Annotated in this window: 14 protein-coding genes; 2 read left to right on the top strand and 12 right to left on the bottom strand. The window is 51.2% G+C overall.

Translation table 11 applies throughout. From position 1 onward, the window contains the following. Positions 1-118: 118 nt before the first annotated feature. The 4 genes from FP815_03670 to FP815_03655 all read right to left on the bottom strand — a co-directional run bounded on the left by FP815_03670 (position 119) and on the right by FP815_03655 (position 6,226). On the bottom strand, positions 119-1,054 hold the full coding sequence (locus tag FP815_03670) for a DUF1566 domain-containing protein (GenBank protein MBA3014035.1): 936 nt from the start codon (positions 1,052-1,054) through the stop codon (positions 119-121). Between the two features lie 689 nt (positions 1,055-1,743). Beyond that, positions 1,744-2,409: a ribulose-phosphate 3-epimerase gene (locus FP815_03665; protein MBA3014034.1), complete on the bottom strand. Its 666-nt coding sequence runs from the start codon at positions 2,407-2,409 to the stop codon at positions 1,744-1,746. A 304-nt stretch (positions 2,410-2,713) separates the two neighbouring features. Further along, positions 2,714-5,359: an insulinase family protein gene (locus FP815_03660; GenBank protein ID MBA3014033.1), complete on the bottom strand. Its 2,646-nt coding sequence runs from the start codon at positions 5,357-5,359 to the stop codon at positions 2,714-2,716. A 78-nt stretch (positions 5,360-5,437) separates the two neighbouring features. Next, complete coding sequence (locus FP815_03655) at positions 5,438-6,226, bottom strand: prolipoprotein diacylglyceryl transferase (GenBank protein ID MBA3014032.1); 789 nt, start codon at positions 6,224-6,226, stop codon at positions 5,438-5,440. Between the two features lie 12 nt (positions 6,227-6,238). Between FP815_03655 and FP815_03650 the strand changes: the two genes are divergently transcribed. Both FP815_03650 and FP815_03645 read left to right on the top strand, forming a co-directional pair. Then, positions 6,239-7,897: a DUF4080 domain-containing protein gene (locus FP815_03650; GenBank protein ID MBA3014031.1), complete on the top strand. Its 1,659-nt coding sequence runs from the start codon at positions 6,239-6,241 to the stop codon at positions 7,895-7,897. Positions 7,898-8,185: 288 nt separating this feature from the next. After that, entirely contained in the window at positions 8,186-9,271 is a 1,086-nt protein-coding gene (locus tag FP815_03645; protein MBA3014030.1) for a permease, read from the top strand. Positions 9,272-9,374: 103 nt separating this feature from the next. On the opposite strand, the gene FP815_03640 is transcribed toward FP815_03645, so the two are convergent. From FP815_03640 to FP815_03605, 8 genes are all read right to left on the bottom strand, one after another. Next, a complete protein-coding gene (locus FP815_03640; GenBank protein ID MBA3014029.1) occupies positions 9,375-10,451 on the bottom strand; it encodes a hypothetical protein in 1,077 nt (358 codons plus the stop codon). A 305-nt stretch (positions 10,452-10,756) separates the two neighbouring features. Beyond that, complete coding sequence (gene rapZ, locus FP815_03635) at positions 10,757-11,608, bottom strand: RNase adapter RapZ (protein MBA3014028.1); 852 nt, start codon at positions 11,606-11,608, stop codon at positions 10,757-10,759. Between the two features lie 29 nt (positions 11,609-11,637). Continuing rightward, positions 11,638-13,131, bottom strand: a complete 1,494-nt coding sequence (gene rpoN / locus FP815_03630) for an RNA polymerase factor sigma-54 (protein ID MBA3014027.1) — start codon at positions 13,129-13,131, stop codon at positions 11,638-11,640. Positions 13,132-13,379: 248 nt separating this feature from the next. After that, the gene (gene lptB, locus FP815_03625; protein MBA3014026.1) at positions 13,380-14,102 is read right to left on the bottom strand and encodes an LPS export ABC transporter ATP-binding protein; all 723 of its coding nucleotides are present in this window, start codon (positions 14,100-14,102) and stop codon (positions 13,380-13,382) included. A gap of 6 nt (positions 14,103-14,108) precedes the next feature. Next, on the bottom strand, positions 14,109-14,648 hold the full coding sequence (gene lptA / locus FP815_03620) for a lipopolysaccharide transport periplasmic protein LptA (GenBank protein MBA3014025.1): 540 nt from the start codon (positions 14,646-14,648) through the stop codon (positions 14,109-14,111). A 75-nt stretch (positions 14,649-14,723) separates the two neighbouring features. Continuing rightward, positions 14,724-15,839, bottom strand: coding sequence for an S-methyl-5-thioribose-1-phosphate isomerase (gene mtnA / locus FP815_03615; GenBank protein ID MBA3014024.1), 1,116 nt, complete (start codon positions 15,837-15,839; stop codon positions 14,724-14,726). A gap of 210 nt (positions 15,840-16,049) precedes the next feature. Further along, a complete protein-coding gene (locus tag FP815_03610; protein MBA3014023.1) occupies positions 16,050-17,465 on the bottom strand; it encodes a hypothetical protein in 1,416 nt (471 codons plus the stop codon). Between the two features lie 238 nt (positions 17,466-17,703). Further along, entirely contained in the window at positions 17,704-18,468 is a 765-nt protein-coding gene (locus FP815_03605; protein ID MBA3014022.1) for a molecular chaperone Tir, read from the bottom strand. Between the last annotated feature and the right edge of the window lie 145 nt (positions 18,469-18,613).

Here is an 18,613-nt window from a genome sequence, read left to right as displayed (position 1 = left end):
TAAGCAAAAATGGTATGTTTCTTGGTTCTATTACAGGATATGGCCAATCATAACGGTTTCCCAAATTTGGGGACGGGCAGTGATTTTTCTGTGTATTGTGAAATGGGTACTGATTCGATTAATTTCCACCCCGTACCGGCCAAATATAGTTGCTGTTGATTTTAGCGTTGTTTGAGGTCACGGAACCGTCGTTGAAATCCACGCCCCAGGCGTTGCTCTTATTTGCAATTGATGTCGAGGAAGACCAGTAATAGTTAGATTGAACGGTTGAAAAAGGATTGTTGTTAGACCATTGTGTTGTTCCTGCCGTATTGGTAAGGGCCGGGCTGGTATACTCTAAACTCACGAGACTTATCAATTCAGCCCGGCTCGGCAGCCTCCAGTTTCCTGCCACCGAATTATCGTTCAGTCCGCACGCGCCGCTGGCTAGGTTGTTGCTCCATGTCAGGGCATTAGTCCACGTTAGGGTGCCCAAGGACTTGGGAATTTCACCCACTGTCGCTGTACAGTTGGCGTTCTTCAACCAGATCAGGCTGGTTAGGTTATCGGTTACCGTGCCATTACCGTTATCGGTAAACCGGGGATTCGGCCATGCTACCCCAGGTTTTAGCGCCCCGTCCTGACCGGTGTTGGAGCAACTGATCGTCGCTCCAGAGGCATCGTAGCAGGTGGCCTGGCCGGTTTTAGGAACCTTGGCCGAAAGGGAAGTGCCAGCCTGCAACCCCCAGGTGCTGTCAGTCCGGAGGCTCCAGTAGTTCTTGCCGGCGGAGACATCGCTAGGGCGAGCGCCATTGATGTTGTCTGCCGTGGGTACTTTGGTCAGAACTTCAGCCAGAGTGCGGCTTGATGATGCCGGAGCGGCAATAGGTTCAGTAAAGGCTCCGGTTCTAGTCTGGGCCGGTGCCCCAGTGGCAAGTTGGTTATAGATGCCAGTGATCGTTGGCATGGCGCTGGTCGCACTTGAGGGTAATGCCGGTGAGTCGAGGTTGCCAGCCAGGGCCGTTCCTGCCATGAATCCCATGGCCGTTAGGGTACAACCAAATATTTTTTTCATGGTATCCCTCCAAAGTTGAGTCAAAAGACTTACCCAGAAGTGTACGGATAGGTCTCTGATGGGTGTAAGGTCTTTCCCGCGCGAAAATTTTGTATTATTGAACAAAAATTGTCACGAGTCAACGAGAAAGAGACTCATCTATTTCTCGCCGGAATGGGGTTTTTACGCGAAAATGGGTAATTTTACCCGTTCAATAAAACAGCATTTGGTCGTAGTATTCCTTGAGGGGGTGTTGAACGGAATTTTTCTACGTTAGTTTTGTTGTTACTGGTTGGGATTGTTGATCAGGTACAAGAGCGGATTATCAATTTTTTCGCACACCTGCTTGGCTGGTGGACGGAAATGATACTGAAACTTTTGGGTAGTGGGGCGCTGAAGGCGAATGATTATTTAATTAAAATTAACAGCAATATTTGAGCCAGTGAGCAAGGAGATGTTCTATTATTATTGGTATGGTGGTGGTCTTGATTTCTGTTGGCGGCAAATCGCGCCGGTAATTATGTTTTACGATGTCTTTGGGTGTTTGTGATTTTTAAAACCGATCATCATTCAGGTGTTTGCCATCTCCAATTGGGATGTTACGCCAAGGCTTATATTATTAGGTTTGTTCGGATAGTGCTTGATTGGACAAAAATGAATATATGTCGGGGTGGCTGCGCGCAGCGCATTATCATTGCCCTGACAGATGTTTACTTAACTGAGGCTAGGCGTTTCAATTCGGCGATGATTGTCGCATAATTGTCCTGGCTGAAGACCGCCGATCCTGCCACAAAGATATTGGCCCCGGCCTGGGCAATCGCACAGATGGTGGCCGGGCTGACCCCGCCATCAATCTCGATTCCTGTATGCAAACCTCGTTGGTCAATCATTGCTTTTAATGCTCTTACCTTGTCGATGGCGCTGGGGATGAATTTCTGGCCGCCGAATCCAGGGTTGACACTCATCAGCATCACCAGATCCAGGTCATCCAGGATATAGTCCAGGGTGGTGAGAGGGGTGGCGGGATTAAGGACCGCTCCGGCTTTCTTGCCGAGTTTTTTTATCGCATCGATGGTGCGATGGAGATGATGGCAGGCTTCAACGTGCACTGTGATCCAATCGGCGCCAGCTTCGGCAAAGGCCTCAATATATTGGTCAGGATTGGAGATCATCAGGTGGACGTCAAGCGGAGCCTTGGTGATCTTGCGGACTGCATCGACCACCAAGGGTCCGATAGTGATGTTGGGGACAAAGTGGCCATCCATGACGTCAATATGGATAACATCGGCGCCATCGGCGACCACTTGGCTTATCTCTTCGCCTAGGCGAGTGAAATCGGCTGATAGGATGGAAGGGGCGATCATCAGATGCTGCATGGAGTCTCCTTGGCTTGTAACAAGTGAGGTGTTTTGTAACTCAGTCGGGTTTGTATGTTGGTTGTAAGTTTGGGGTGTCGGGTTACGCTTTGCTAACCCGACCTACATCTACGATCGTAAACGTTCACCGGGCACCCCATCTGCTTTGTCAGCGGCCTGCTCATGTGCAACTAGCACACTTCGCAGGCCGCTTTCGCGCATCTGGGGCACCCGGTAAACGTTTACAGCTTACAGTCCGGTGAAATCCGCACATTCAACGCTTCTGGTGAACGATTACCTACGATCTACGGATAAGGCCCAAAAATTATTCGGCGCCGGCCTTGACTTCGACGTAATGTTCCAGTTGGATGTACTTGGCTGCCGCTTTCATTACATCGTCGGCAGTGACCTGTCCAATGGCCTTGGCGTATTGGTTGCCGAAATCCTGGCTCAGGCCATAGGTTTCGCTCAAGGCCATATCCAAGGCCTGGGCGCCATTGGTTTGCAGGCTAAGGTCGTAGTGGCCGAGGATGAGATTTTTAGCCTTGTCCAGTTCTTCATTGGAGATTGGGGTGGAGCGGATTTTTTCCAGCTCACGCCAGACTGAGTCAATGGCCTCCTGCTTCTTGTCAGGGCTGGTGCCGATATAGATGCCAAATGATCCAGTGTCAAGGCCTATCAGATTGAATGATGATAGGCTGTAGGCCAGACTCTGCTTGTCACGTAATTGGGAAAAAAGTCTGCCGCTTTGTCCGCTCAGTACGGTGTCGACGACTTCCAGGGCGAAGCGGTCAGGGCTGGTCAAGGTGGTTCCGAGGAAACCGATGATGATATGGGTTTGTTCTTTTTCTCTGGGGAGTGAAGAGATCTGTGGTGTCTCAGGCGGAGTTGGAGCGATGACAGTTGCTCTGTCCCAGCCGGAACCACTTTTGTGCCAGTTTCCGAAGAGGCGAACCACCTGGTCATGCACATCCTTGGCCTTGACGTCGCCAGCGACGGAGAGCACCAAAGAATCTGGTTGAGCGTGGCGTTGATAAAGGTGGTACAGGTCCTCGGCGGTTAGCGAGGAAAGCGACTTTTCCGTGCCTAAGGTGTTTAAGGCATAGGGATGTTTCTGAAACAAGACCTGGTTGAATTGCTGAAAGGCCATGGCAGCCAGGGAGTCCTGCTGTTGTTTTAGGGCAGCCAGTCGCTCGGGTTGGATCTTGCGCGCCTCTTCAGAATCAAAGGCCGGGGTGATTACGACATCGCGAACCAGCTCCAGTCCGTCATCGAAAAAACGTGACAGAAATCCGGCTTTTATTCCGAAAGTGTTTTTGCCATTGAACCCGGAAATCTCTCCTGCCATGTCGGCAATTTTTACCGATAGCTCTCGGGAGTTCATGTGTTTGGTCCCCTTGGGCAAGAGGTCGGCGATAAAGGCGAAGGCCCCATTGGTATCAAGGGTTTCACCCATCAGTCCGCCCGGAAAGACGGCCTGGATGGCAACAGTTGGCACTTGAGGTTCTTCGCGCACCAGCAAAGTGATGCCGTTGTCCAATTTAAATCGATGGACATTGCCAAGATAGGAGGGCGTCAGGGAGCTGGGGATGCTGTTGAGGGCCGCTTTCTCCGCCCGTTTTGCCATTTGGCGCAACTCTTCTCTGTTGAGAGTGATATTGGCTCCCTTGGGGGTTAAATATCCGGCAATCAGATGGTGGACATCACAGTACTTTTGGGTTACCCGTTTGATGTCGTCCAGGGTGACTGAGCGAATTTTTTCCAGGTACTCGTCTTCTCTCGGGTCGCCGGCCAAGGCCTCAAACGAACCCAAGACTCGGGCCTGTCCTTCGACTTTCTCCAGATTAAAGACAAAGTCACTTTCGAGGGAGTGCTTGATCCGCTCAAGTTCCTGTTCATCAACGGCGATGTATTTCAGTTTGAAGATCTCGGTGAGGCTTGCTTCGATGGACTCTTTGATCTTGCTTTGATCCAAGGTGGCGGTAATTTCGAGCAGGCCGGGATATTTGGGCGTGAAGGATGATGCCCGGATGTTGTACACTAACCCAGTATCGTCTCGAAGGTGTTGATAGAGGCGCGAGGTGTTGCCGTGGCCGATGATGCCAGCGAGGACATCCAAGGCTGGGGTGTCAGGGTCATGAAAAGCGGGAATGGGAAAGAGCAACGCCATTTGTGCCTGGTTGACCTGACCCTCTTGGTTGAACACTTTAGGGCCGTCTACCGGCGGCTCTTCAGCGACCTCCTGAGTATCCATGCTGTGGTTTGGCAGGTCGGAAAAGAGATCGTTAACCTTGTTGATTACACCTTCAAATTTTACATCACCGACTATCACCACCGTAAAGTTTTCTGGTTGATAGTGTTTGGCCATATAGCTCAAAATATCGTCACGGGTGAACGATGAAACGCTTTCCCTGGTGCCAATAACTGGCAGGCGGTAGGGATGGCGACTGTATGCATTATTCATCATTGCATCAAAAAACACCACATCTGGCCGATCGTTACGCATCCCGATTTCTTCAAGAACAACTTTTTTTTCCCGCTCCAATTCACCTGCGTCAAAGACCGAGTTGCGCACGGCATCGGTCAATACGTTAAGGGAGTTGCTCCAGTAGCGGGCGGGTAGCGTGGCATGATAGACGGTATATTCAAATGAAGTGTAGGCGTTGATCTGTCCGCCCTTTTCCTCGATGGCTGCAGCGACGGCCCCAGGCCCCAGGTTCTTGGTGCCTTTGAAGATCATGTGTTCGATCAGATGGGTGATTCCGCCTTCTGTTGGGCCTTCATAGATACTGCCGGCCTTGACCCAGATCTGGACTGTGGCGACCTTGGATCCTGGTACTTCCTTGACCAGGACGGTTAGGCCGTTTTCCAGGGTGTCTTTATAAAGGTGGGGCTTGAGGAGTTTGGCGTGCAGTGCGGTGGGTGTCATAAGCCATACAAGAGAGAGGATGAGAAAAAGGGGTTGTTTCATGGTAGTCGCGAGGGCTCCAGGGACTGGGATAGCTGAGCATAATATTGTATTCTTACCAGATACATTCAAGAAAACCAATCAAATCAAATCGGAATCTTTCCCATTCTGTCTGATGATGAAAATTATTAATCCCAGAGCAACCATGCCGACACTTAGAATCTGGCCCATGGTTAGAGCCCCAATAAACCCGATATGGGGATCGGGTTCCCTGAAACGCTCGACTAAAATTCGGAACAGGCCATAGATGATGAGAAAAAGACTGAGCATCTGGCCGTTGGCGTGAGGCCGGTCCTTGGCCTTCCACAGGATAATGAAAAGTATTACCCCTTCCAACAGGCACTCGTATATCTGGGAAGGATGACGGGGGTATGGACCGCCTTCAGGGAAGATCATCGCCCAGGGCATAGTGGTCTCCCTGCCAAACAGTTCACCGTTGATGAAATTGCCGATCCGGCCTAATCCTAGTCCGATGGGGATGGTGACCACATAAATATCCGCCGACCGCCAGAAGCTGAGTCCTCGGCTTCGGCAGAACCATATCCCGCCTACGATGGTGCCGATCATTGCCCCATGAAAGGACATTCCTCCCTGCCAGGTGGCCAGGATCTCGGAGGGATGTTCGAGGTAGTAGCTAAAATTATAAAACAAAACATAGCCAAGACGTCCTCCCAGAATTAGACTGAGCATCAGGGTAAAATTAAGATTTTCGAAATGGCGGGCAAGTTCGGTGTCACGGCGTTGTTGTATTTGCCTTTGCACCAGCCAGTACGTAGCCATGAAGCCTAAGACATACATCAGGCCATACCAACGAATTTGCACTGGACCAAGGCTAATGATGGCCGGGTCTATCTGTGGAAAGGGTAACATTATTTACTTCCTATGAATATTCATCTTATTGCATTTAATTGCCGTTATTCGCATTCCTGCCTGGCCCTTTTTTATGTCCGCAATGAACTGGAGCGGCATCTTCCTGAGACACGGACAGCCCTGCATCAGTTTACCATCAATGATCCTTACTTCGAAACGTTGCTCAGCATTACCGGCAGTCAGGCAGATGCCTGGTTTTTTTCGGTCTATATCTGGAACGCATCCTACCTCTTGCGGCTGCTGCCTGATCTTCATCGGGTAGCCCCGATGGTTCCAATCGTCTTGGGAGGGCCGCAAGCATCGGCGCTTCGCGAGAAGCTCTTTTTCCTGCCCACCGTGGTTCATAACGAGATCGAGGGGGTTGACCGCAGTTTTTACCGTGATTTGGAACAGGGGCGGTTGCAGGGTGAGTACTGGAGCGCTCCGGGGCAAGCCTTTCCCTCTCCATATAAACAAGATGATTTTCAGAGCCAACTTAAAAATAGAAATATTTACTATGAAGCCTCCAGGGGGTGTCCATTTTTCTGTGCCTATTGCCTGTCGTCATTGAGTCGGGGGGTGGTTGCCAAGGATCTTGATCTGGTAAAGGCAGAACTTCTTGCTATCCTTCAGCACCGTCCGTCGATGATCCGTTTTGTCGACCGCACCTTTAACGCCGATCCCATACGGACCTTGACCATTTGGCGGTTTCTTCAGGAAAATGCCCCACCCGGTTGTAGCTTCCATTTCGAAATTGCGCCAGATCTCTTCTCCGAGGAGATGTTCGGATTTCTGGCAGGAGTTGAGGAGGGGATGTTTCAGTTTGAGATCGGTATCCAATCAACTAGCCTTGAGACGCTTAAGGCGATCAACCGGAAGATGGATGTGGATAAGGCCATGGTGGTGATTCGTCGTCTGAAGACATTGGGGGTAATTCATCTTCATGCCGATCTTATTCTCGGTCTGCCGATGGAAGATGAATTCCGTTTTGGCCAGTCGGTGCGTGAGGTGTTGGCGGTTCAGCCTCACTACCTGCAGATGGGATTGTTAAAAATTTTGCCTGACACTGCTATTGCCCGGCAGGTGGCTGAGTATGGCATTGTTGCCTGCCAGGAACCGCCATATCAGGTGATGGCTACCCGCTGGCTGGATCACCAGGCACTCTCACGGTTGTATTGGTTGGGTGAGTGTCTGGAGGCGTTTTATAACAAGCGATATTTCAAGACCTTCTTTTCGTATCTCATCCCTACTGAAGGAGATATTTTTTCTTGGTTTCAAGGACTTTCCGCATTATGTGCCCGGAAGGGATTTTATTCGTTGTCTAAAACCCAAGGGTTCATGAACGAGATCCTGTTTCACTATATTCAGGGACATGAACAGGCCCCCCTACTCCGCGAGTTTCTGATCTTTGATTGGCTCTCGTGCGGACACCGTTTTCTCCCTGAGGTCTTTGATGAAGATCTTGCAGCCCCCAAAGAGTATCTGTGGCTGCATGCTGCCGAAGCCATAGACGGGCTTTACATTGCCAAGGAACGGAATTACTTTTTTAAACGCGGGGTGTTCTACAGATTCTCCAAAGCGGTCTTAACTCATTGTGGCTTTTTTGAACACGAGAGTGATGGAGTTCTTGGGTTCATTACGGAGCATAAATGCCCCGTGACCACAGTGGTTGCCGTCCCGGTTGTTCGATAGCTCAATAATGATGGCGTCGCAAAAAGTCCGATCTACTGCGTTGCAGCATATTTTTGCTCATTCGGCACACCATATGTGTGGCCTCATTCACAAAAACACCCTGCGCCTCGGAGTCTCTCTTCGATCGCTTACCTGTATATCGGCCCTTTTGCTTAGCCATCCCGTGATTTTTTGCGAGATTATCAATAATAATTTAAATAGATCTACAACTTTTTTCTCATTGCCCGCCACACCGTTGCTCCCGCACTTCTTCTGGTGATGTGCGGTTTCATTTTCTCGGGGTAAATTATGCAATTTTTCATATCGTGGCTTTCTGAATCGTGGGACATCCTGCTTGATTCTGCGCCTTACGTCGTTATCGGACTGGCTCTTGGCGGTTTGCTCAAGATGTTTCTTTCAACGGATTTTGTGGCCCATCACTTAGGTCGGGGCAGGTTCTCCTCAGTGTTGAAGGCAGCCCTTTTCGGTATCCCATTGCCTCTCTGCTCCTGCGGGGTGTTGCCTGCTGCTGCGGCACTTAAGCGACAAGGTGCCAATAATGGGGCCGTTACTGCCTTCATGATCTCCACGCCGGAGTCCGGGGTCGACTCGATTGCCATTTCATACGCCCTGCTCGATCCCATTATGACGGTGGCTCGTCCTGTTGCCGCTTTTGTCAGCGCCTTAGTAGCCGGTTTTTTGGAGAATGTGTTTAATCCCCCCCGTCCACAGCTGGTTATGTTTTCCGGCATCTCTTGTCCTGTGGATGAGTGTTGTGATGACTTGAACTGTCACCCGGACCTTCATCGATACCATCATGGTCTGGGAAAAAAGATTGTCGCCGGCCTTCGTTATGCCGCCATCGATATCTGGGGTGATTTGGCAGGGTGGTTCCTGCTTGGGGTGATCTTGGCCGGGCTGATAACTGCGAGCGTGCCGGAGCCGGTGATGACCTCGTACTTAGGCGGCGGCTTGGCAGCTATGCTTCTTATGCTCCTCTTCTCCATGCCGCTCTATATCTGTGCCTCGTCATCAACACCGATTGCCGCTGCGCTGATCTTGAAAGGCGTCAGCCCCGGGGTGGCGCTGGTCTTTTTGCTGGCCGGTCCGGCTACCAATATCGCTTCGCTTACCGTGTTGGCGGGACTCCTCGGTAAGCGGGCAGCCGCACTGTACCTGATTTCGATTGCCTGTGTCAGTGTTCTCTGCGGCATGACGGTAGATTGGCTCTATCTGGTCATGGGTATAAAAGCCCAGGCGGTGGTCGGTCAAGCAGCTGAAATCATGCCTGAAGGGCTGCAATGGCTTGCTGTGATTGTGTTGTTGTGTTTTTCGGTCAGGCCGTTGAGCCGACTATTGTGGCGGAGGAAGAATAAGCAGATAGGACATGACTAGACTAAGTGAGGCCGGCTTAGTTGGCAGGTCAATCGTTTGTGGTCACATGGCAGCGCTCAATCCTTGGTCGCTACCACGTGATCACTGAGAGGGGAGTCGTTGATTACTTGCTCCGGGCCGCTTTGAGCTTTTCAGCCCAGGAGGGGAGGATGTCGACGATGCCTTGGGCTGGCCGGCTGCTACAGGTGTCGAGGACATACGCGCAGAGTAGAGGGAAGATGATACTGTACTCGCCCCAGACTTGGACCAGCTTGTCTTCGTCCGAGGATTGATATTTACCCCAGGTGACTGCCTCGCCGAAGGTGCAGCTGGAGAGGCTGCCCTCGCGTTCGACTGCTGTGCCGATTTGCAGGCCTCTGTCTGCTCCCTCAAAATCGATGTTGAGGATTTGGCTGATGGTGGGACCGGTCTGCTGGATGAAATTTTTAGGTCCGCCGCCACCGAGCTCAACAAATCCGGTTTGACCGGAAACGAAGGCAATGGCTGCCGAATCAATGATGTCTTTCTGGGGAGAGAGCACCACCGGGAGGCCTTCAAGATCGGTACGTGCCAGGTTCATGGTGATTGAGTGATTGGCCAGAGAGTCCCAGAACACCGGTACTTTGGATTGAGCGGCTTTGATCAGAAAACTTCGTTCTGGATATTTGGCTTTTTGTCCGGCCCAGATCCCGAGGTGATAGTTAAACTCCCAGCTGGCCAAAGGACCTTGGCTGAGGAGTGGGTGGGTGTCGCGGACGAACTCACGGATCAGAGCGTCCTGAGCCTCCAGGGTCTCTTCTTCGCGGATGCCGATGTCGTAAATCCGGGTATCGCCACAACGGCGGAGGTGATTATCATCTTGGGCTGGGTGGATTGATGAGACCGGCAGCCCGAAGGCGAAGTGCAGGTCATGATAGACTTGAGCGCCTGTTGAGCAGATGACATCGATGAAATTGTGTTCCAGGAGTTCGACCACTAAGCCTCCCATGCCACCGGCGATGCCCGCCCCGGCGATTCCCAGCCAGATGGTGTCTCCCCCTTTGATCATGTTGTGATAGAGGCGGCCGGCCCGAAATACATTGCGGGCCTCAAAGCAGGTGCCGCCCATGTATTCGACCAGACGCGCTGCGCTGATTGACGAACCGAGGCCAACCGGCACGATGTCGGCGGATTTGGTGAAATGAGATTTACACTTGGTCATAAGAGTATTTTTTGTTGTCGAAGAAGAATAAAAAATAATGGTAACTACTTTAGGTTAGCGGTGGTCGGTTATCGGTTTACGGTTAAAAAAACAAGGTTAGCTATGATTCATCTTTATGATACTTGATGTTAGAGTGTCATAAGCTATTGGTAGGATCACTCATCGTCAACTGTTAACCGCATACCGATAACTGATCACCGTTACGTTACCCAGGGTAGTTATTGCCAATTTTATAATGCATGGTCATGAAATTGGCAATCCCTTTGTCCAGGGAGAGTGTGTGCCTTGGTTGAGAGTCTTTGCGGTCAGGGCATATCGCGGTGGGTGATAGACAGGGTGTCTGTTTGATCAAGAAGAAGGACTCTTAGCTGTTCTGTAATTGCGACGGAACGGTGTTGGCCGCCAGTGCAGCCGATGCCGATGGTAAGATATGCCTTTCCTTCCTTCAGGTACTGAGGAATCAAAAATTGCAGCAGAGGAAGGAGTCGATCTAGAAACTCTTGCGCTTGCGCACTGTCGAGGACATAGGAGGCGACGCTAGGATCAATTCCGGTCAGGGATTTTAACTCCGGAACGAAATATGGATTGGGAAGAAAGCGGACATCAAAAAGGACATCAACTTCCTGGGGCACTCCATGTTTAAAGCCGAAGGAGACTAGCCCGACCTGTAGAGACTGCCTGGTGGCTCCGGTGTCGCGGAGCATTTCACTGCGCAGCCCGTGGGGTGTCAGTCGTGAGGTGTCGATGATTAGATCGGCTTGAGCCTTGAATTTGGCAAGCATTACCCGTTCGGCTTGGATTCCTGCCCGGACCGATGGGCTGGCAAAGGGATGACGGCGGCGCATTTCAGAGTAGCGGCGCAGGAGGACAGCGTCATCTGCATCAAGGAAGATGATGGTTAAGTGATGGCCTGCGCTCTTGAGTTGAGTAAGGACTTGTTGGGGTGATGTGGCGAAATCTCGGTCCCTGGAATCCATGACCAAGGCGAGACGGGCAAGGTTCGGATTGGATACAGCATCAGCCATAAGGGCAGGTAGCAGAGAGGAGGGGAGGTTGTCTATGCAATAGTAGCCTGTATCTTCCAGCGCTTTGGCAGCGGTGGTCTTGCCAGCCCCGGACATGCCGGTGAGCAGGATTATTTTTCTGGTGTCAGGCATCGTTGGAAGAGGGAAACCAGGAGATTGAGTTATTTAGTAGGGATTTTGGGTTTCTTGCGGAACTTGGCCGGGAGGATGCCGAGTTGTTCACGGTACTTGGCGACAGTCCTCCGAGCAATCTTGATATTTTCTTTGGCAAATTCCTCGGAGATGGCCATATCACTCATGGGTTTTTCTGGATTTTCGTCCTGGAGAATCTGTCGCATCCGTACCTTGATGCTTTCCGAGGCCATGGCCTCTTCCCCGTCATAGCGCTCAATCGAGGAGTTGAAGAAGTACTTCAGCTCATAAATACCCTGAGGGGTGTGGACGTACTTATTGGTGGTCACCCGACTTACTGTGGACTCGTGCATACTGATATCATCCGCCACGTCGCGGAGGATGAGGGGTTTGAGGCAGGTAGGACCTTTTTCAAAAAAATCGTATTGAAATTTGACTAAGCTTTCCACCACCTTGTAAATGGTACGCTGCCGTTGTTGAATGCTCTTGATCAGCCACATGGCTGAACGTAGTTTTTCCTGGATATAGCCTTTAGTTTCAGTGGCGGCGGCTGCCGAGATGTCTTTTTGGTCCTTGAGAATATCCCGGTAGAAATTGCTGATTCTAAGTCTCGGCAATCCGTCGTCGTTCAGTTGGATGACATATTCGTTGTCCATCTTGTAGACATAGACATCCGGGGTGATGAAGTGTGCCTCATCGTCGGCAAAGGATCGTCCAGGGTGGGGATTTAAGCCGGTGATCACAGCCACAGCTTCCAACACTTCCTTGATCGGTAGTTTCGCTGCCTTGGCGATGCCGCCGTAATTTCTGTTTTCCAAAAAATGCATGTAGTCGCGGACGATCAGGCTGGCGGTTGACTCACTGAGGGAGAGGTGTGTCAGTTGCAGGAGCAGACACTCCTTGAGATTCCTGGCCCCTACACCGGAGGGGTCCATGTCCTGGAGCAAGGCGAGTACGCGCTGTGCCGCCTCTGGAGAGCACTCGGTGCCAGCAACAATCTCGCTTTCGTCAACTTCCAGAAAACCATCTCGATTTAAATTGCCGATCATGTACAGACCAACCGCTTCTTCCTCGTCTGTCAGTTCGTTAAATTTTAGTTGCCAAAGGAGGTGGTCCTCAAGAGAGGTCTTTTTGGTGAGAATGTCCAGGCGTGAGGGGAGATCACCGGTGTCACGCTCCTTGAATGACGAGGACGAGGACGATTCGTATTCGTTTTCATAATCTGACCAGTCGATTTCCTTCAGGCCCGCATTGTCATCCAGGCTGATTTCGGCGGTTCGTTCAAGGGGGGGCATCGACTCTTCCGGCGGGGCTGGTTCGCCGGTAATCTCCTGGAGGGATTGGTGATTACTGTCTGGTGTATTGGTGTCTTCTTCGAGGAGAGGATTTTGCTCGATCTCTAGCTGTACCGCTTCGGATAACTCCAAAGTAGAGAGCTGCAAGAGTTTAATGGCCTGCTGAAGCTGGGGAGTCATCACCAGCTGCTGGGTCAATTTGAGTTGCTGTCTGAGTTCTAGTGCCATTCGCTGTGGTGCGTTATAGTCTAAGCTGCGTTATGCCAGTCCAGTTGCAACAGGCAAAGGAGTTGGCAGGAGTTTTTGTTGCCGCAGCAGGTTGTGATAGGGGTATTGTTCTTACTGTTGAGCCCGCCCGTTACTGGTGCGGCCAGAGTTCTTCTAATATCCTACAGCCTCAATCCGAATCATTTTTGTGCATAACAGAGCATCCGTTGGAGAGATGTTCATCTTCATTGTAGGGGCTTTTCAGCAGATTACATACTAAAATTTTCACCAAGGTACATTTTTCTAGCGGAATCACTGTTGATAATTTCTTTGGCTGTGCCATGTGCCAGGATCGTTCCGGCATTGACGATATAGGCGTAATCGCAGACTGATAAGGTTTCACGGACATTATGGTCGGAAATCAAGATCCCGAGTCCTTGGTCACGCAGGGTACGGATAATTTTTTGCAAGTCGATGATGGAGAGGGGATCGATTCCGGCAAAGGGCTCATCAAGCAAGATGAAGCGTGGTCTAGTGGCCAGAGCCCGCATGATCTCTACCCGTCTTCGTTCACCGCCGGACAGGGTGAATCCCAGATTGTCGGCTAGGTGACTGATTTTAAGCTCATCCATCAGGGTTGTCGTTCGTGCCTCTACCTCAGCTTTGCCCAGGCCAAGGGCCTCCAAGATAATTTGGACATTCTCACGGACGGTAAGTTTTTTGAAAACGGAGGCATCTTGAGCGAGATAGGATAACCCCTTGCGCGCCCTTTTATGGATGGGGAGATGGGTTATATTTTCGCCGTCCAGGAGGATGTGGCCCTCTTCAGGCCGGATGAAGCCGGCGATGGAGTAAAAGGTGGTGGTTTTGCCAGCGCCATTCGGGCCGAGCAGGCCGACGACGGTCCCGGTCTCGACAGAGAGGCTAATGCCGTCCACTACAGTACGGCGCTTATAGCGTTTGACAATTTTTTTGGCTTCGAGGATTGACATGGCGATTTATTTCTTCGTGTCGGAGTCAGGATAAAAAAAGGCTTTTACCCGTTCGCCCTTTTTCTTGCTGCGTTCAACAATAGTCCGGCCTTCGTCCAGATACATGATGAAGGTGTCACCGGTAACCATATTATTGTTTTGGATGACTTTGGTGTTTCCAGTCAGCACGACCTTGCGCTCATCAGAAAAATACTCGGCCTGATTGCCGGTGGCCACCCAGTCCTGCTTGATGATTTCGACATTACCTGTGGCCAGGAGCCGTTTTAGGTCCTTGCTGCCTTCGGTTGGGGACGGCTCAGCCGCAGAGGCGTCGGCGTTAGTGTAGTACACTGTCATTTCGTCGGAGTGAATGGTGAGATCTTCCTGTTTGGCCTCGACTTTGCCAGTGAAGAAGACAGAGTTGTCTTGTTGGTTGGACAGCATCTGGTCCGCCTCGATCTGGACCGGTATTTTTGGTGGCGCCGCGGTGGCAGGAGAATTGAGGATGAGCGTTGCCATGAACAGAATGGTTGCGCGGAACAAGTGGTAGGTGCGTAGTGTTTGCATTTGGAAGTGTATGATAGTTAGGTCGATTGTGAGTGGAGTAGCCTGCTTGCTAATAGACACGAACTGGTTAAGAGTTTATGTGGTGCCGTGCTGTTCCGGATAGAGGGCCAGGATGTCGGCTTCCCGTGCCGGAGTAATGCCACGCTCGGTGATCAGGGCGGTGATCAGGCGGGCAGGGGTTACGTCAAAGCCGTAATTGGCGCCGCGCGTACCAACTGGCGCGATGAGCACGGTTTCGATGCTGCCACTGCCGGTCAGTCCTGAAATAAAGCGGATCTCAGTATCGGGACGCTCTTCAATGGGGATCTCCTGGATTCCGTCGCGGATGGCCCAGTCAAAGGTCGATGAAGGCAGCGCCACGTAAAAGGGGATCTTATTGTCGTTTGCGGCCAGTGCTTTTAAATAGGTGCCGATCTTGTTGGCGACATCTCCGCTACGGGTTGTCCGGTCGGTGCCGACGATGACCATATCCACCAGTCCGTGTTGCATTAGGTGGCCGCCGGTGTTGTCCGGGATCAGGGTGTGGGGGATGTCTTCCTGGCCTAATTCCCAGGCGGTTAGCCGTGAACCTTGGAGCCAGGGCCTGGTTTCATCCACCCAGACATGGACCGGGATTCCGGCCTGATGAGCGGCGTAAATCGGAGCGGTGGCCGAACCGTAATCAACAAAGGCCAGCCAACCGGCGTTGCAGTGGGTGAGGATATTGACCGGGCGTCCGCCCTTGGCCTCGCTGAGCTGCCGGATGATGGAAAGCCCATGGTCTCCGATACGGCGACAGAAATCAGCATCTTCATCGGCGATTTCCCTGGCTACGTCCAGGGACCTGGCACGTTTGGCTTCCATCGTTGTTTCTTGAGCCATAGCGTGTTGCTGTCTGGCAACGGCCCAGGCGAGATTCTTGGCTGTGGGCCGGGTGGCAAGGAGTATCCGGGCGGATTGGTCCAGTGCGGCTTGGGTTCCTTTGGCCGGGGCGGCAAGGGCCGCTGCGTACATGCCGAACCCGGCAGTTGCGCCGATAAGACCAGCCCCACGTACGTGCATCTCCTGGATGGCTAAGGCAAAATCATTGACCGTTTTTAGATCCTCAATAATGAATTGATGAGGAAGGTGTCGTTGGTCAATGATTTGGATGACCGAGGAGTCGTCGGGCTTGATCCAAATAGTCCTGTAGGGTTGGCCATTAATGTGCATGAAAATATGCCTTTTGGTTTGTTCCGGATGTGGGGACTTTTTTTTAGTAAAAACTATCGCGGGACTCTGCTGTTAGATCAAGGGGCAGTTCCGTCTCAAAAAAAGGGGAGGAGCGGTTCCCCTTTTCTCCAAGATCAGAAGTGATGACTGTCGCAGATAAGCGTAGGTCTATAAAGAGTCCCGAGCGTATCTGCGCGATTTCCAGTTCTGTTACTCTAAGATTAGGCTTTCCGTCTCACCTGGCTGGGCCGGCGCCACATTCACCCAGAATCCCTCTCCAGGTTTTATGCTTGTGATTACCTCAAAACCTTTGGAAGAGGCATAGCTTGCTGTCTGGGTTGCTCCTGCGCTTGGAAGATACACGCCCCACGTGGTGTTGTCCACCCACTTCCAGATAGAGGTGATTTGAGACTCCTTGCCAGAGATCAGTTGCGAAATGGATTTTTCCTGACCAGAGGTGAGGCCGGCCAGGTTCCAGCTGCCTCTTTTAAGAATTACACCGAGGGATGGGAGCGTCGCATCGCTCTTGACGGCAATACCCATCAGTCGTTCATTTTGAGTGGTATAGGTAAAGATCATGACAGTTCCGCTGGCGCCAATGGCGCCGGTGATCTTGTCCTGGGCTACGGTAAACCCATTGATGGATCCATCGGCTGCGACAGGACCGATGGACATCGTCATCTGGTCATAGGAGATAACTCCCCCCTGGGAATATTTGCTGTCAAATTGGCAACTCCCTAGACTGTCACAGGTTATGGATCCGAATTCGGAAAAGATTGCTCCCCCCTCATCGCCAAAGGTGGAAAAAATCCATTGCCCTTGGAGGTCAGCGCTGGAATACACCTTGTCACCTTTTTTGATGCTCACACCCAGCATGAAGTCGTCTGCGGTATCTGGATAGGCTGTAGGGGGATTCGAGATGATGGCGATCTTCCCGTCAGAGCTGATAAAACCCATATCGGCAGAATTAATATTAAGGACGCCTCCTGTTTTGAGGTTGTATGTTACGGCAAAGGGATTTGATGATATATAACCGTTGGTGCAGGCTGTGCCATTACAGGCCAAGGTTTCTGTCCCGGTGGCATTGCCGATGCCGTCCATGGTCATAATCATACTTGAAACTCGATTTTGTCCTTTTGATTCACCCAAAAAATCTCGCTCATAGGTAAGTGTAAAAAACTGACCCTGGGCGTCAGTGTTGGTGTAGAGTTTCTGAGTGTCAAGTTTTACGCCAAACATGAGGGCTCGAGTATCAGCCTGTGCCCCATCTAGCAAGGCTGCATTTTCCGTGTTAGAGGCTACACCCATAACACCATCCAACATGGAGTACACATTTGTCGACAGTGAGGTGTATGGCCAGCTCTCGGTGGCGGAAGCCTGACAGTAATTACTGTCAGGGCAGAAATCCGCACTTTCCTTGTAGATGGTGGTCATAGTCCCACTTTGAAAGTCGACAGTGCCAAGCTCTGTCTTCCACGTATGCCAACTCGGAGGTTTTGTGCTATTTCCGATCATGACATACCCATGTTTCCCCGTCAGCTCGGCATTAGCAGCTGTTACGATGGGACCAAGGGTTACACAGATTGTTCCAACAAGACAGTCAGTTATTTTTTTTGTAAATTCCATTGTTATATCTCCAGGATGTTAACTATATGATATATTTGTCCTATCGGTTAGGACATGAAGATTAATTTTAAAAGATACATCACCGCGAACCCTGCACCCAGGGCTCCATAGATCAGGAGTCATGGTGAGCAGGCGGCGCTCTTGCTCAGTCGCCAGAAAACCAGGCCCCCGACGGTCACGGCGATAAGTATACTAATAATTTGTCCCATACTCTTGTGCCAGTGTTTTTTCGGTAGGATTAATACTTCCAGCCGCCGCCCACGGCTTCCTGCTTGGCACCAGTTTTTTTGGCTTCGATAGCCTCTTCCTTGGCGATCTTCCCGGCCTTCCACAGGCCCTCTTTTTTGTTGCCGTCGGCTAAGGTTAATGTCCCCCGACCATCAAATTTGTTGTCCCACCAGTTCCCTTCATATTTGCTGCCGTCCGCCAGAGTGGCTTCGCCTTGGCCGGCGCGATGACCGTTCTCCCAGTTTCCCTTGTAGGTCGAGCCGTCGGCGTATGTCATGGCCCCTTGTCCGTTGAATTTGTCGTTGCGGAAGGCGCCTTCGTAGCGTGCTCCGGTGTTGGAGGTGTAGACCCCTTGTCCGCTGTATGCTCCATACTCGAAATTGCCTTCGTAGACTGATCCGTCATCGGTGGTAAATTTTCCTTTGCCATGAAAGCGGCCGCTCTTGAACTCACCTTCATACACAGCGCCATTGGCATAGGTCTTCACGCCCTTGCCTTCGAATTTACCATCCTTAAATTCTCCGGCGTAGGTGGTGCTGTCCTCGTAAGTTTTGGCGCCTTGGCCCTCAGGCTTGCCGTTCTTGAACTCTCCAGTGTAGGTAATGCCCCCGAAATAGGTGGTCGTACCATGCCCATTTTGGCAATCTCCCTCTACACACTCGGCGTGGAGGACCTGAGGGGTAAAGAGGAGGCAGAGAATCAGCAGTAATTTCTTCATGTTCAATGTCAGTCGCTTGTTTGTGATGGTAAATTCAGAAAATATATGATGATTCATTTAATGAATTGTTTTTATTTAATTTTTACAATTTCGCAAAAAGTCCGAAGATGGCTAAGCAAAGGTGCGATATACAGGTAAGCGATCGAAGAGAGACTCCGAGGCGCGGGGTGTGTTTCGGAGTCTCACTCCGTTCGCTTACCTG

Source organism: Desulfobulbaceae bacterium (assembly GCA_013792005.1).
Taxonomy (GTDB): Bacteria; Desulfobacterota; Desulfobulbia; order Desulfobulbales; family VMSU01; genus VMSU01.
This window is presented reverse-complemented; position numbering and strand designations above follow the sequence as displayed.

What these genes read in the sequence shown, in the direction of transcription:
- lptB (MBA3014026.1), bottom strand. Translation starts at nt 14,102, where the DNA reads ATGTCAATCCTCGAAGCCAAAAAAATTGTCAAACGCTATAAGCGCCGT.
- FP815_03605 (MBA3014022.1), bottom strand. Translation starts at nt 18,468, where the DNA reads ATGAATCATCATATATTTTCTGAATTTACCATCACAAACAAGCGACTG.
- FP815_03660 (MBA3014033.1), bottom strand. Translation starts at nt 5,359, where the DNA reads ATGAAACAACCCCTTTTTCTCATCCTCTCTCTTGTATGGCTTATGACA.
- lptA (MBA3014025.1), bottom strand. Translation starts at nt 14,648, where the DNA reads ATGCAAACACTACGCACCTACCACTTGTTCCGCGCAACCATTCTGTTC.
- rpoN (MBA3014027.1), bottom strand. Translation starts at nt 13,131, where the DNA reads ATGGCACTAGAACTCAGACAGCAACTCAAATTGACCCAGCAGCTGGTG.
- FP815_03650 (MBA3014031.1), top strand. Translation starts at nt 6,239, where the DNA reads ATGAATATTCATCTTATTGCATTTAATTGCCGTTATTCGCATTCCTGC.
- FP815_03665 (MBA3014034.1), bottom strand. Translation starts at nt 2,409, where the DNA reads ATGCAGCATCTGATGATCGCCCCTTCCATCCTATCAGCCGATTTCACT.
- rapZ (MBA3014028.1), bottom strand. Translation starts at nt 11,608, where the DNA reads ATGCCTGACACCAGAAAAATAATCCTGCTCACCGGCATGTCCGGGGCT.
- FP815_03670 (MBA3014035.1), bottom strand. Translation starts at nt 1,054, where the DNA reads ATGAAAAAAATATTTGGTTGTACCCTAACGGCCATGGGATTCATGGCA.
- FP815_03640 (MBA3014029.1), bottom strand. Translation starts at nt 10,451, where the DNA reads ATGACCAAGTGTAAATCTCATTTCACCAAATCCGCCGACATCGTGCCG.
- FP815_03655 (MBA3014032.1), bottom strand. Translation starts at nt 6,226, where the DNA reads ATGTTACCCTTTCCACAGATAGACCCGGCCATCATTAGCCTTGGTCCA.
- mtnA (MBA3014024.1), bottom strand. Translation starts at nt 15,839, where the DNA reads ATGCACATTAATGGCCAACCCTACAGGACTATTTGGATCAAGCCCGAC.
- FP815_03645 (MBA3014030.1), top strand. Translation starts at nt 8,186, where the DNA reads ATGCAATTTTTCATATCGTGGCTTTCTGAATCGTGGGACATCCTGCTT.
- FP815_03610 (MBA3014023.1), bottom strand. Translation starts at nt 17,465, where the DNA reads ATGGAATTTACAAAAAAAATAACTGACTGTCTTGTTGGAACAATCTGT.